The sequence below is a fragment of the Flavobacterium sp. HSC-61S13 genome (assembly GCF_024171535.1).
Classification (GTDB): Bacteria; Bacteroidota; Bacteroidia; order Flavobacteriales; family Flavobacteriaceae; genus Flavobacterium.
In genome coordinates this window covers 66,157-81,743 of sequence record NZ_JALJZV010000012.1, presented here as the reverse complement: position 1 = coordinate 81,743, position 15,587 = coordinate 66,157, and the positions used below count along the sequence as shown (strand labels likewise).

Sequence of the window (15,587 nt, the reverse complement as noted above, 5' to 3'; positions counted from 1 at the left end):
TTATGAATATTAAGGGCAATACCATAATAGAAGGAGATTTAAAAATTGAAAAACTACCGGTTTCTCAAAGTAGTTTTTCTGTTATAGTTGAAAAGGAAGGGGATTTGTTTAAAAGAAGCTTAGGAGATATCTCGATTCTTCCTAAGGAAGCTTATATACCTGGTATTTCGCTTGCTTTCCCTTCAATTTTCAATCTTAATACAACTTCCCTAGATTATGGACACACTGATTTAACGGTTTCGTTAGCTAGTCAAATTAAAGGTACTATGCTGATGGCACCGGTATCAATGAATGGTACGCCTGCTTTCCGTAAGATTGCAAGAGCAGATCTGGACACCGCTCAAGTCGTGTTTGATGATTCACCTCTTTTTAATTCTTATGTAAAGAAATCAGGAGATACAATATCTACTACTGATTCAACCCCCTTATTTATTGAAAGACTTGTAACTCCAATAAACGCAACAATTGGATATAAAACAACTGCTGGAACCATATATGCAGGTAACGCAGATGGGCTTTCGTATGCTGTTGGAAATGATCCAAACATAAATAGTTTAGCTAATAGATGGTTAAGTGCAGATAAGAATGGTGTATCAACAAGACCTTTAGCAGGAAACACTTTACAGGTCAGAGATACTGGAGGTTTCTCTATAACTTCTTCAATTATAAACAGTAGAGCTGAAAGTATACTTAGGCATAATTTAACTACTAGGAATGTCACATACACTATAGGAGCTATATCAGCAGGAACTGGTAATATGAGTCGATGGGGTATTACGAGATATCTGAATGATAGAACTATTAATGGAGATGACGGATTCTTTGGTTTTATGGGTAGTTCAGATAGAATTGGAGCAAGTTCATTAAAGGGCGATGGTATTCGCAGTGTTGTTGCATTAGACGATGGATCCCTTAGTACTGAGCCTATAGTTAATCAATTGCAGACTTTGATTGTTGGTCCACAAACAGGCGATATTAGCATTAGTGGTGGAAATAATATACGACTAGTATCTTTATTTGCTGAACAAAGACAAGATGCTAATACAAGTAAAGGTGCAGGATTAACGGTGTTTACAAACGTTGCAAATTCAATAGGTTATCCAACTGCTTTAGGTGGAGGTTTCGCTTTCAATAGAGGTGGTAGTAGTAACTTTTTAGGATCTTTTGAATTATGGACATCTTCAACTAATACTAAAAAAGTCCAGATTCGAACAGGTGCAACTGCTACAACATTTAATGATTGGGAGACTATTGCTACTGAAGAAAATATTGCTAAGAAGTATATGCCTTTTGGCGGAAACACTTTAATAACATCAAAAGCTTCTGCACTAGATGTGAATGACATAACCGACTCCGTTTTTTATAGTACCGGTGCAAATAGACCACAAAATGCAAATTCAACAGTTGTTTCATTTAGAGGTTTAGATGTTTATGGTTTTCAATTAGGATCAAGGGGTAATAGATTTTCTTATAGAAATTTAGAAAATGGTAAATGGAGTGATTGGTTTCAAGTTTATCATAGCGGTAATTTATTACAAACAGATATTGATAAGTGGAATAGTATAAATACAGATCTTTACGTTAAGAAGACTGGTGATACAATGTCAAATGTATTACATAATGATAAAGGTTATAGTAATGGAATAGGTTCTGGAAGTTATTCTTATAATGAAACGGTTTCAATTACTAGTAAAAAAGCACTTAGAGATGAATTACTTGGTAACGTATTAACATCTTCACCAAATGGGTATATTTATAAAGTTACTTTATTTACAACAGGTACAGGAACTATAAATGGTTGTGTGTTTGGTGTGTATCCAAGTAGCAGTACTACTTGGGCATTAGTTGAGTTGAGTTCTGTTTTTAGAACAATTAATTATCCATATTTAATATTAGAAGATGGTATACCTAAAGTAGCAACATCTCATACTAGTTCATATCCTATTAATGTAACGGTAGAAAGGATGAGAGTAGGTGTTAGTTCAATTACACCTGTACATCCAAGTATATTTGGGTGGTATAATATAGATAATAGACCGTACACAGGTAATAACGGAATTGTAGTATCACCATCAAATGTAATATTACCACAGTACGGGTCAATTGTAAATACTTTTGCACAAGGTAATGATTCAAGGATATTGAACGGACAAACAGCTTTTGGATGGGGAGATCATTCTGGCCTGTATCACCCTCTTAAATGGAGTACCCCATCTTATGCTGAAAATTATTCAGGTAATCTAAAGGCTTCTCCAGTAGGTAGCTTCTCTGCAACAGTGAGTACAGCTGCGGCCAATCGTCCATTTTTAAATGTTGGTGGGTTAATATCATTTGGTAGTTTAGGTGTATCGACAAGAATTCTAGGAGCTAGAGATAACTCAGATAATCTTTGGTTTCAATCAGGAGATGGTACAGGAGATTGGAGACAAATAGCATCTAGAGAATTCGTAACGTCATTAGGATATTCTACTCAAACATTGACTGCGGGTGCAAATATTCAAATTGCAGGCAATTCAATCAGTTCTACAAATACCACATATCAAGGTACAGCATCAAACATTTTAGTAGGAACAACATTCCAAAGAGCCGCACTAACTGGAAACGTAACTTCACCTCAGAATTCAAACGTATTAACTATTGCAAACAAGGCTGTCACTTTTGCGAAAATACAAGATATCCCTACTAGGACAATATTAGGAAGAAGTTCTGCAGGAACAGGAGCGATTGAAACAATTGCACTTGGTAGCAACATGTCTTTAGTTAATGGAGTATTAAATGCTTCAGGTTTGGAGATTTTCGAAAAAACTACTCAAGGTGGATTAAGAGTTAAAGATTGGAACTCTTCTGCTTCATCTTTAAATGCTATAGCTATTGGGCCCGGAGCGAATGCGGGAGCATATAATGCTTTTGCTTTTATGAGCGGCGCAAATGCTTATGGTAATTCTGCAATTGCATTTGGTTTACAAGCTATTTCTGGGGCTTCTCATGGAATTGCTGTAGGGAACTATTCAAGTAACCTAGCTCCTTATGGCGCCGTATTTGGATACGGTAATGTAAACATGCAAGCCGGCTGTACCGTAGTTGGTAATTTCTCAAGACCTTTAAGTCAAGTAGTGGAAATCGCGAAAGTGAACACGAGCAACCTTCCAATATTTATAATGGGCAATGGTTATTCCCCAACTATTAGAAGCAATTCACACGAGTTCTTTAGAGACGGAAGTACCAAGAATTACGGTAGACAATACTATGATGAGGATAATAGACATCTCATCGATTTTACCAAAGACAATACCTTAGTAGATGTAGGTTATGTTAAGGAAAATGGAGGTAATGGTTCTGATAAAATATCAACTGATGGTAATATGCAAACTGTTATAAATATCAGCAGTAATATTGCTGAAATGGGTTTGAACTTAGAAGCATCAATTCATAAAGCAAAAGGTGAGATATGGGAGAATGAATACACAAATGAGGACACTACCAACTTTGTAAATAAAGCTATGGTATTCAATTATAATAATATTACATGGGAAACAGTTGGAACAACATTACTTAGTAGAGGTACTGTTATAGGAATATGTACTACACAGAATTCAGAAGTAGTAAGTATACTTTTAAAAGGATGGGTAGTATGTAATAATCCAGCTTTAAAAGCTACCTGGGCTAATGCCTATAATACTTATTCAAGAATAATGTATTTAACTTCCGGTGACAGTACTTTAAAATTTGGTACTACTTTACCTGATAATGCAATGTGGGTAGGTATGTTAAGAAGTCAAACAGTTGCTTATTTTAATCCGTGGATGAACGCTAGATCAATTTAATAATTATGGCATCAGGAACATTACTTGCTTCGGATATTCCATTTCCTCCTTCTCAATCAGGAGAAAGTTATCTTACTGTAAAAGTAGGTCAGACATTAATTTTAACACCTGCTCTACTAGAAATAGCCAACCCGCCTTATCTTCAGGTAGATCAGTTGCCAATTGGTTCTGTGAAAATTGTAGGATATGGTATGCATCCAAATAATATCATTCGTGGTGTAGGAACACCGATAGTAGCTCAAATTGAGAATAATGGAGTTGTTGTTAGGGTGGATACCTTGTCTGGAATTTGGATTGCACAAGAAGTGACAAAAGATGATTTATATGCGAATAAACTTCAAATAAGAGGTAACGCAATTGGTTTTGATTTCGTAAATGTAATTTATACTTGCTTTAACTCCGTCAATAATAAAGAAAGTTTGTTTGCGAGTGACGTTGGTAAAATCTGGATTAAGGTAATTTCTGCGACAACTATAAATCAACCGCCATCAGTTGTAGGTGACAACACAATTTTGTTTCAAATTGGTGTACCGAAAACATTAAGGTCAAGTGATTTTTCAACCAACACAACCCCGCCTTATCAGGACCCTGAGGGTGATGCTATGAAAGATGTTGAAATTGAAACTTTACCTTCAGTTGGTGCTTTACTTTATAACGGAATGCCAGTAGTAGCTGGTCAAAAAATCAGTGCTATTGATTGTGATATGGGAAAACTAGTCTTTGATGATTTCGGTACCGCTGTGAATGGACAGGCTATTAATTTTGATTTTAGGGTATCAGATACCGGATCAGGAATATTTGTAGGATAATGGCAACTATAACACTCAGAGCAAGTTTACCGCCGCCAATTACCCCACTTAGCTGGGGGAATAACACGATTGTAACCACGAGTATAACTTCGAGATTTGATGATCCGCATTGGACAAACTGGTTGGGTTTATATCAATTCAAGAAGCTAGACTTTACTACAGATACTTTTCCACAATTTAAGGCGAACGTTGACAGCGATTTACATTCAATACTAATTACTGAAATTGTACTCCCTGCTAATTTGAGGTTTAGATACGGTAGCAATAGTGATATACAAGTGGGCGATATTATAGACGTTGGAGGTTATTTAGATATTATGTTAGATTCAAAATACAGTTCTTTTACAGATATGACTTATGGCTATTTTAAATACATTTCTTCAGAGGATGGATTAAGTTTTGAGCCAAGTGTTGAAAGTATTATGAACTTGATTATTCTACCAGCTACTGACGCATTTATACTTCAGTTTTTAACCAATAGTATTTTACAGTTTCCGAAAGGTAGAATATCTAGTATTCTAATGAGTGATATATCATCTAATTTTAATTACTATTCTGACCCAAATACACAAGGGTGGCAGGCTAATACAGCAGGTTATAACTTCTTAAACCAGTATATTTTAGACATAGGAAACACTAATCCTTATAAATTAGAAATATGGTCGTCCAATCCTGATTCAAGAATAACATTTCTGGGCTCTCCAGTTGTAAAGCATCAAAAAATACCTATAGGTTTGATCCAATCAGGATATTTAAAAGTAGATTTTTCAGAGAATAATTCAGCAATTCGTTTGGAATTAAGATTTGGAGATGCATACACGGGATCATTTCGACTAAACCCTTTTTAACACAAATATATTATGAAAGCTAAATCAAAAAAAAGAAGAATAATGCAAGATCAAACCAAAGGAACAGTAACGGCTGTTGACCAAAAAGTAAGTAAAATATCTGAATTGCACATGGAGAAGCTGCAAATCCAGTTTAAGAAAGAAGATCAAATTTCTAAAGGTGCAGTAGAACTTTTTCAAATGGAATTAAATGTTAAACAACGTCGAGTAGAATTAGAAGCTTTTACTGCTGAGGTTCAAAAAGAAGGCATGGCTTTGAACAATGACTTATCACAAACATATGGGAATGTAAATATTAATCCTCAAACAGGAGAATACACAAATCGAGAGTAATGAGCAAGATTAACTTACTTTTTAACTACATCATAGACAATCTAATGCAGATTAGATTCAGCTTGGTTATTTCGGGAGGAGTAAGTGTAGTAACATTTAATCTTTCTAATAGTTTAAATGCATGGCTACATGAAAGTATTGATTATGTATTTATTGCATTATTATTTATAGCTGCTGATCATGTTTTTGGATCAATTGTACATTATTTTATAAAAAAGGATTTCAATTGGCAACTCAATATCGTTGGTTTTGCGATGAAATTAGGCCTAGTTGTGGGTGTCGGAATTTTATTTGAAGCACTGGCTCACTTAGTTAAAGATGGTGATATGCTTTATACCTACCTAAAAATGGTAGGAAGATTAATAGTGTGTATTTATCCATTACGATCTGCCTTAATGAATGTGAAAATTATTTCAAAAGGCAAATTTCCTCCGGATGCTTTAATTGGCAAAATGGATGATTTTAATAAAGATTTAGATTTAAAACATTTCAAAAATAAAGAAGAGTAATGGCACAAGAAATGAGTTTTCCAAGCGCAGGACATCACTTATCAGATCCTGGAGCAGTAGCAAATGGCTATACAGAATTCGACATAATGAATAGATTTCGAAATAAACTGATATTGTATTTGTCTAAAAAAGGACATAAGTACATTACAGATGAAAATAGCGAAACCAATACCCAGTATCAATCTAGAATTAAACCAATAAAAGGTGATGTGATTATCGATATGCACCTGAATGCTGGTGGACCGACTGCAACTGGTTGTGAAGTTTTTATTTCAAATACAGCAGGGATGGAATCAAAAACTTTAGCAAAAGAATTAGTAGATCAACTTTCAAAGTCGATGGGTATTACTAATCGCGGTGTAAAGACAGAATCTCAATCTGCTAGAGGTAAAATAGGTGTTTTAAATAAAGCAGGTACAGCAGTTCTCATTGAGTTTTGTTTCATTACTAATATGACTGATTTAAAAGCATTTTTCAGCAATGAGGATTGCTTAGTTGAGATTGTTGGAAATTTGCTAATCAAATATGATAAAAACAAGTAGGATGAAGAAAATAATAATTACAATCCTAATGTTGGTTTTGTTTTCGTGTGGCTCTCGTAAAGTTCAAAAGGAAGACACGGTTTCCATGATCAAAGAAAAAGAAGTTCTGTCAAAGATAGAAGAAGTAAAAATATATGCTAATAATGACATAATTGAAAATATGTCATATTTATCACATAATTTTCAAGCTGACTCTATTGTCGTTACTAAGGAAGGTACTAAGTATTACAATCCACGTAGTATAAAAGAAGAATTGTCTCAAGAGAAAAAGGAGAATAAGCAATATGTGTTTTCTAATGTAAAATCGGAAACTCTGGATTTACAGAGGGAGTTCTTTAAATCTTATAAAACTAAAGTAGTTGAAAAGGTACAGGTCAATTACTTTAAAATGATTTTTCAGTTCTGGCCACTACTACTTTTGCTAGCTCTAGCGTATTTGATTTATAGATATTGGAGTAGATTGAAAGGTTTAATCTAAATTAAAAAACCAGTAGTTGTAGCTACTGGAGTTGGAAAATTGATTTTAGGGTTTATGTGCTTTTGAGTTTACAAATATATCTAAAATATATATCCGATATATTAATTGATATGTTTTTGTTTATCTTTGAACTTAAATAGAAACAGTATGAGAGCAGTTCACGATTTTATCGTATTTCAACCCCAAATATTTAACAAAACCTTTAAAACAAAGGGAAAGGTAGAGCTTTATGGTGATGAGCGATTTCTTCAAAAACGTTTAGCAAACACAATAGTTATCATTAAACGACTTCCGCTAGGTTATGAAGGTAGTAATATCATAGGATATCAAGCTTTAATTGATCCTACTATTTACTTCACGCAGATATATGATCACGGAAAAGGAGATAACCAAGAAATAAAAGGATACCCAGGCTATTTCAAGGTACAAAAAAGCATGATCGTAATGATCCGTAAAGATGATGTTTCAGAATGGATTGGTTTCGGAGAAAATTTGGCTGTTGAGCTCGTGATGGAAGATGCTAAAGAAGAGAAATCAGGATTAATAATTACTGAGATCAAGAGAGAACCAAAAAACATCAATGGTCTTGCAAAGGTGTTTAGTGTAAATCAAGACTTACAAGATTCCGGAGTTAAGAAAGGTGACAAGGTTTTTATAGAGAGAAAATGGGTGGTTTCTTTTTGGATCGATGGAGATGAATATTTATGGATTAGAAACTGTGATGTTCTAGCAAAATATGAAGAAGATGGAAACAAATAATCAATTACAAGAGATTAGAAAAGCTACGATTCCTGATTTAATTAAAAAGTATCAAAAGCTAGTTGATGATATTTTTAAAGCAGCAGGAGCGCCTCTACCCGTGTTTTCTAATATTTTAGATAAAGACACAGATGAAACTATTTCTACAGCAGAGCAACAGCTTTACGCTTTTATTGGTGTTAGAGATACAGCTTTAAATACAGCAAATAGTATCCTGATTAAAATCAATGAATTGCAACGTGAATTGTATGACCCTACTTTTTGGGATAAAGAAATTGTTGAGGAATTACAAGCAAATACAAATCAGGATCCGACAAAGAAATTTAGAAAAAAATAAATGATTTATTATCTAGGAGATAAGGTTTCAGTAATTGACGAAAAAGTTCGTTTACTCAAGAATAAAAATAAGTCTTGGGATTACGGCTATAATGAGGTTTTAGATACTGTGATTATCTCTAAAGATGGGACACTCGGTGAAGTATATTGTATTTCTGGAATCAATATAGGCTTACCACAACAGCCGGATAAAAAGGAGATTATCAATCATGACAAGACTGCAAAAAATCAAAAATGGGAACGAGAATTAATTCCTGAAGGATTAAACGACAGCAATTGGGATAATGTAAAATATTCCAAGTACGTAGAACGCCAATTTAAAATGCGTGATGAAGGTTGTTGGATATTTCTAAATGGTAAAGCGGTTTATTTAACAGGTACATATTGGCACTTTATACAGTGGTATCGTGAAGAAGCAGAGTATCCAAGTCTTAGGGTTATCCAAAATGAATTGATGATTTTCTGGGAAGCTTGTAAAGCTGATGAACGTAGCTACGGAATGGACTACGTGAAAAATAGACGTTTTGGAGCATCTGCCTTAGGTAATAACGAAATTTTGGAAAGTGGATCTATCCACGAGAATAAGATACTTGGTATGATTTCCAAGAAAGGTGCGGATGCTAAGAAAATATTCAATCGTTTAGTACGTGCTTTTAAAAGATATCCTCCGTTTTTTAAACCCGAAACAGATGGTACCACAACACCAAAAACAGAATTAGTATTTACCGAACAAACCAAAAAGCGTAAACAAGGAGAAGCCGTTTCAGAAGGACAGGGACTAGACACAAATATTTCATGGCATAATACAGAAATGAATGCTATGGATGGAGAGAAAATATTTCGTTCTCTACTTGATGAAAGCGGTAAATACCCTCCGGATGTTCCATTCTCTACATATTGGTACATCGTTAAAACCTCACATCGTATTGGTAGTAATATTGTAGGTAAATCAATGGTTGTATCTACGGTTAACCCTATGAAAAAAGGGGGGGCTGAGTTTAAGAAAATTTGGGATGATAGCGATGTTTCAAAACGAAATAAAAACGGTCAAACTAAATCAGGGTTATATAGAATATTTATTGCTGCTAAATATTGTTTGGAAGGGTTTTTCGATGAATATGGATTTAGTATTGTCGCAGATCCCGAAACGCCAATAATAAACGATTTAGGTAAACTTGTCTCAATCGGTTCTGGAACGTTCTTAAAAAACGAGCTTGAAGCTTTAAAAGAAGATCCTGAGAAACAATATGAATTTTTACGTCAGTTTCCTGAAACAGAACGCGATGCTTTTCGCGATGAAGCTAACGATTGTGCTTTTAATATTGTTCATTTATCGGAACAAATTGAGCACAATGATGAGGAACTTGAAAATAACGAAAGAGGTAATAACGAAGTAGAACGAGGTAATTTCTATTGGAAAGATGGTATACAAGATACTGAGGTTTTATGGATGCCTGACCCCGTTAATGGGCGATTTTGGATAGCGAAAGATTATCATCCACCGGCAGAATATCGGAACAAGCGTGAAAAGAAAAGGATTCACGGCGTATTAGCTTGGGCTCCGGTTAATGGGAATATGGGATGTCTTGGTGTCGATCCTTACAATCGAAGCAAAACGGTTGACAATCGAGGTTCGATGGGTTCAATTCATTTAGCTACTCGCTTTCATATTGGGCCGTTTCCTAACGATGCTTTCATTTTGGAATACATCGATCGGCCTAAAAAAGTAGAACTATTTTTTGAAGACGTGATAATGGCAGCCGTTTATTTTTCAATGCCATTCTTGCCGGAGCTTTCAAATGAAAAGTTTTTGCAATATGTAAAAGACCGCGGATATCGTCATTTTGTTTTAAACAACCCTTTCAAGCTTTGGAAAGATTTAAGCGATACAGAACAAGAATATGGGGGAGTTCCTCCACAAGACGCTAAGATTGGGGAATATCAATTTTATGCAGTAGAAGCATATATCCAAGACCATATTGGTGTCGCAAGGGACGAGTCAAGAAGAGCAATTGGAGAAATGGGATATATGCCTTTTACCAGAACATTAATCCAATGGAAAGATGTCGACCCAACAAAACGAACCAAATACGATGCTTATATCAGTTCTTCCTTGGCCTTATTAGGTAATCAAAGGAGAATCAAAATAGAAGTTGAAGAAGCGAAGCCAATCACTATACCATTTAAAAGATACGATAACTCAGGAGCAATTTCCAAAGCAATATAATTATGAGTAAGATTTATAAAGAAATAGACCCACTAGCACCTTTTGAAGTCAAATTGACTGACGAATACGGTTTAAATGTAGCCAAGTTAATATCAACTGAATGGTTTAGCGGTGCTCGCATTGCTCAAGGTTGTCAATTTATGACAAGACGAGAATATGTAAAAACGAAGCGAAAATTCGTCCGAGGAGAAGTTGATTTGACAAAGTTTAAAAGCCAGATTGCGAAGTCGGATAATGATTTAAGTTATTTGAATTTGGATTTCCGTTATATCAACCTTGGAGAGAAATTCTGTCGTATAGTTTCCAATGGTATTTCGGATGAAAATTATATTCTGGATATTCGAGCAATGGATAAAATATCCATTAATATGAAGGAAAGTAAGCAGAATGAGTATAGAAAATATATGGCATCCCGTAAGCTTCTGGAATCCGTACAAAAAGACTTAGGAATCGATTTAATGCCTAAATCATTTGTGCCGGACAATGAGGAAGAAATGGAGATGTTGATGGATATTAAAGACCGTCCTAAAATAGAAATTGCTGAAGAGATTTTGATCAATTGGATCAAGCACTCCAATAACTGGAGCTTTATCGAGGATCAAAAAAATAAAGATTCTGTTGATGTTGGTTTAATAGTTGCACGAGTTTGGACTGATAAAAACGACGGTGTAAAAGTTGATTATGTCGATCCAGAAAATTATATACACTCGGAAGTAAAGAGAAACGATTTTGATGATAAGTTTTATGAAGGTGTTGTAGATTCTATTACTATTTCGGACTTAAAAAGAGAAAGCGGATTTGATGACTTAACGCTATCAAAAATTGCTGGTCTATACAATCAAGCTTATAAAGATAGTAATGACAGTATTAGCTTAACCGACCAAGCTTTGGGTTCAAAAGTTGATGTTTTAAGGTTTGCTTATAAAACGGTCAAAACAATTAAATACAAAAAGAAATTACGCAATGGACAACCAATAAAATTAAGTAAACGTCCTGATACTTTTATTGCCCCGGAACAAGACGATGTTAGCGAATTGTCTAATACGTTCGATACTTGGATTGAGGGTAATTACATAATTGGTTCAGAATATATATTTGGATGGAAAGAATGCGAAAATTTGTATGATGATGTAATGAATAAAGCAATGTCACCATTTGTAGCATATGCTTATGATATTTACGAAAATAAACTTAGATCTTTTACAGATAACATTGAAGTAATTGCGGATAGAATGCAATTGACAGCTCTGAAAATTCAACATTTAATTTCTGAATTGACTCCCGACTTAAAAGAGATTGATTTGGATATGTTGGCTGAACTGGATGATGGTAAAGGCGGAACTAAAAGGGCTATTTGGCAAACGGCTTTAGATATTATGGGCGCCAAAGGGGTAGTTTTTAGAAAGCGTATTGACATGGGCGACAGTGGACTTAAAGATTCACACGCGATCCGACCAATGGCTGCGCAACAAGGTTCTGCAATATCAATTCTACTTAACTCCTGGGCACACGACTACAATTTAATTAGAGAAAACACAGGCATTAATCCCGCACGTGATGGATCAATGCCTTCAGATGCTTTAGTAGGTGTGAACCAATTGGCTCAGATGGCCAGTAATACTGTAACAAAGAATATTGTTAGAATGAATGTGCTTTTTAACCTAAAAGTATGTGAACTTATTTCTACGCGTATCCAAGCTATTTATAATTATTCTGAAGCAAGTAAAATCCGTGAAATTTACAATAATGTGATTGGTAAACACATGATGGACCATCTTTCTATTTTGAAAAATCGCCATTTACATGAATTCGGATTTACATTCAATATGATGCCTACTTCTCTTGAAATACAAGAGTTTAAAGAAGATTTAGGTATCGCATTACAGGAAGGCTTCGTAAGCCCAGAAATCAAATCAGAAGCCACAAATATCTTTAAAACCAATCCAAAATTGGCTCGGAAATACCTTTATTACCACCGTAGGAAAGAACGCACTCAACGAATGGAAGAACAAATGGCAGCAGCTAGAGATAAATCCAAAAATGATGCGCTATCTGCTCAAGCTGCTGAAGAAGCTAAAACAAATGCCTATCAGTTCAAAAAACAGATTGATTTACAATTTCAAAGTGGGCTTTCTAAAATTAAATTAACGGAACAACAAGGTCTTCAGGAAATAATGGCGCCTACAAAAGATAAAGAGTTTCAGCAAGAAGTATATTTAACTCAGTTAACCTCTTTAGGGAAGGAGAACCTAGAAGGCTTTAAAGAAAACCGAAAGGACGATCGAACCAAATTGCAAGCAACACAACAATCAGAAATGATTGATCAAAGACATAATAAAAAACCAGCTATTGATTTCAAAGACAACTTTGATTTTGATGAATTTTTGGGTCAATAATTTTTTATTTAAAATATATATCAGATATATCAATTGATATGTAAAATCTATTATCTTTGTCTTAACTATAAGTTTAATCTATTGTATTGATTATGTCACAAGAAGCTAGTACTGAAGAAAACAATGAAAATCCAGACTTACCAAATTTAGGTAACGAAGGAGCAGGGAATAATACTACTACAGAAGTCTCACCATTAACTGAAGAAGCTGTTCTATCGTTTTTAAAAGATAAAGGCAGAGACGTTACTTCTTTAGATGAGTTATTGAAAACTCCCGAGCCAGTTATCGAAACAAGAGAAGTAAATCCATGGGAAGAATTGGCAGATGACGAAGATAAGGCGTATTTCAAATTCAAACAAGAAACCGGTAGAGGTAGAGAAGAATTCAAAACTTTAAACCAAGATTTAAACGCCATTTCTCCAATTGAATTTGCTCGCGAAAGAGTTCGTCAAGAGACCGGATCGCAATTTACAGATGAACAAATAGATGAGTATTTAGAAAATCAACTTGGTATAGAATCATTAGAAGACTTAAGTTCTTCGGATTCAATCAAATTAGCTGGATATGGAAAAACAATAAAGGATGCTCGAATTTCTGAACAAGAGAAATTTAAGCAACCAGTTAAAAAAGTAGAACCAACCACACCAACCAATCAAGATGAATTTGTAAAGCTCCATAATGGAGCTGTTATCAAAAAATCAGATTACGAGGTAATGGTTTCTAACCATCAAACGCATATTAAAAACGCAACGGATGCGGTGAACAGTGTTACGGCAGCTAGTTTTAAAACTGTGATTGATGATAATGGAGTGGAAAAAGAATTGAATTTCGCTTATGAATATTCTGATGAAGATAGGGGCAGTGCCATATCGATTGTGTCGGATATAGATAAGTTCATTCAAGAGAATTACCATACCGAAAAAGGGTTTAACCACAAATCATTCGGTGAGGATGTGTTTTGGTTAAGGCCAGAAAATAGAGAAAAAGCCATTTCTTCAATCATCCAAAAAGCAAGGGCGGAAGCGATTGAAGAGACATTAAAAGTAAGGGGAAATGTGAATTTTACAAATCAAGAGGGACTAACTACTCCTAGTAAATACGGAGTTACGTTGATGTCATTATCTGACCTTAAACAAAAATAATTATGGCTTTTCAATTAAACGAAAACAATTTAAATGGTTTATCTGTAATTACAGATACAAACAATGAGCTCAGAAGAACTCCTGAGAATTTTACTAGTTTATTAAATTATTCGTCTCAGTTTCAACCGGGATTGATGAAAGAATTAGTTTACGAAAATGGTAAAGGTTCAATTTTAGGACTTATTAAAGCTGTCTCAAAAGGTAAAAGCGAGCCTTATCAAAATGATTACATTCAGTATGCAGTAACTAATAGATTACATAATCTTTTGAAAGATGTTGTAGTTGTTGGAAATGAATTTACTTCGACAGCGGATCACAAGTTAAGACCGAGAGATGTAATTCGTATTACTGATGGGGATAAAGTGTTCCAGGCAATTGTAAGTAGTGTTATTTCTGATAAGAAATTTATTGCTTTGAATGATGGACTTGAGCCTTTTACAGAAGGTAATGTTGATGTAATGGCTGATTTCTCTTCTAGATTTAGAAAAGGGGATACTCCATTTGAAGTTGGTAAAAAGTGGGATCCTAAAATGAGAATGAACTATACGCATGTTCATAAAGATTTTTTTAAAGTATCTGACTCGGATTTAGCGAATTCTACTTGGATCGAAACTCCTGCTGGTCCTAAATGGGTGAATTTTGAAATGGAGCGTTTTTATACTTCTTTTGATAATCAATGGGAATTAACATTGGTATTACATGAGAGAGCCCATGATAATTCAGATTCTGCTAAGGCTAACTTTGATCAAGGGATGTTCGGATTAGCTCAACAAGTTAAAATGCATGGTAATATTGCTGAAGATTATATCAGATCGACCAAGGATTTATCTAATCTAGCGAAACGAGCCAAACAACAAGGAACTTGTCGTGAGTTTACTTATTATGTTGATCACGATCAAATGGCTCTTTTTAGAGAGATGATGTCTGGTGTAAATTCTTCCTTTTTAAATGGCTCAAATTACGGTGCGTTTAATAATGATAAGGACATGGCCTTAAATTTAGATTTTGTGTCTGTCAAAATTGATGGGGTACAATTCCATTTTACTTCATGGTCCGTACTAGATGACCCTACTTTACTAGGAGCAGCTAAATTTAAATCGTCTGAATTGAAATATTTAGGAATCCCTTCTGGCGTGACTCATATAACAGAGAATGGAAATGCAATTACAAGGCCATATTTGGATATTTTATATAGACAGAACGATCTAGTAAATCGTAACAAGCAGACAAAGTTTTGGGGGGTTTTAGGTCAACAATCTAAGGATGATACCTCTTCTGTGGAACTTATTACGGAAGGAACAAATAGAGCTATTGCTCTTAATAATTACTTTATTGGATATTAATTAATCTTTATCCTGAAGTTGTATTTATGGCTTCAGGATAT

General features: G+C 34.6%; 13 protein-coding genes. All 13 read left to right on the top strand.

Annotated features, from left to right (window positions below):
* Nucleotides 1-2 precede the first annotated feature (2 nt).
* The 13 genes from L1275_RS11990 (at nt 3) to L1275_RS11930 (ending at nt 15,546) form a co-directional block, all read left to right on the top strand.
* Nucleotides 3-3,824 (top strand): hypothetical protein, encoded by a 3,822-nt coding sequence (locus L1275_RS11990; protein WP_253473428.1) that lies wholly within the window; start codon nt 3-5, stop codon nt 3,822-3,824.
* A gap of 5 nt (nt 3,825-3,829) precedes the next feature.
* On the top strand, nt 3,830-4,633 hold the full coding sequence (locus L1275_RS11985) for a hypothetical protein (protein ID WP_253473425.1): 804 nt from the start codon (nt 3,830-3,832) through the stop codon (nt 4,631-4,633).
* Entirely contained in the window at nt 4,633-5,481 is an 849-nt protein-coding gene (locus L1275_RS11980; RefSeq protein WP_253473423.1) for a hypothetical protein, read from the top strand. Before L1275_RS11985 ends, L1275_RS11980 begins: the two co-directional genes overlap by 1 nt.
* A gap of 12 nt (nt 5,482-5,493) precedes the next feature.
* Nucleotides 5,494-5,814, top strand: coding sequence for a hypothetical protein (locus L1275_RS11975; protein ID WP_253473420.1), 321 nt, complete (start codon nt 5,494-5,496; stop codon nt 5,812-5,814).
* Nucleotides 5,814-6,323, top strand: coding sequence for a hypothetical protein (locus tag L1275_RS11970; RefSeq protein ID WP_253473418.1), 510 nt, complete (start codon nt 5,814-5,816; stop codon nt 6,321-6,323). Before L1275_RS11975 ends, L1275_RS11970 begins: the two co-directional genes overlap by 1 nt.
* The gene (locus L1275_RS11965; RefSeq protein WP_253473415.1) at nt 6,323-6,865 is read left to right on the top strand and encodes an N-acetylmuramoyl-L-alanine amidase; all 543 of its coding nucleotides are present in this window, start codon (nt 6,323-6,325) and stop codon (nt 6,863-6,865) included. Before L1275_RS11970 ends, L1275_RS11965 begins: the two co-directional genes overlap by 1 nt.
* Before the next feature lies 1 nt (nt 6,866).
* Nucleotides 6,867-7,343: a hypothetical protein gene (locus L1275_RS11960; RefSeq protein WP_253473412.1), complete on the top strand. Its 477-nt coding sequence runs from the start codon at nt 6,867-6,869 to the stop codon at nt 7,341-7,343.
* Nucleotides 7,344-7,490: 147 nt separating this feature from the next.
* Nucleotides 7,491-8,102, top strand: a complete 612-nt coding sequence (locus L1275_RS11955; protein ID WP_253473409.1) for a co-chaperone GroES — start codon at nt 7,491-7,493, stop codon at nt 8,100-8,102.
* Complete coding sequence (locus tag L1275_RS11950) at nt 8,089-8,439, top strand: hypothetical protein (protein WP_253473406.1); 351 nt, start codon at nt 8,089-8,091, stop codon at nt 8,437-8,439. Before L1275_RS11955 ends, L1275_RS11950 begins: the two co-directional genes overlap by 14 nt.
* Nucleotides 8,440-10,665: a hypothetical protein gene (locus tag L1275_RS11945; protein ID WP_253473404.1), complete on the top strand. Its 2,226-nt coding sequence runs from the start codon at nt 8,440-8,442 to the stop codon at nt 10,663-10,665.
* 2 nt (nt 10,666-10,667) lie between these two features.
* Nucleotides 10,668-13,061, top strand: a complete 2,394-nt coding sequence (locus L1275_RS11940; protein ID WP_253473401.1) for a hypothetical protein — start codon at nt 10,668-10,670, stop codon at nt 13,059-13,061.
* Nucleotides 13,062-13,153: 92 nt separating this feature from the next.
* On the top strand, nt 13,154-14,203 hold the full coding sequence (locus tag L1275_RS11935; RefSeq protein ID WP_253473398.1) for a hypothetical protein: 1,050 nt from the start codon (nt 13,154-13,156) through the stop codon (nt 14,201-14,203).
* Between the two features lie 2 nt (nt 14,204-14,205).
* Complete coding sequence (locus tag L1275_RS11930; RefSeq protein WP_253473396.1) at nt 14,206-15,546, top strand: hypothetical protein; 1,341 nt, start codon at nt 14,206-14,208, stop codon at nt 15,544-15,546.
* The last annotated feature ends 41 nt before the right edge of the window (nt 15,547-15,587 follow it).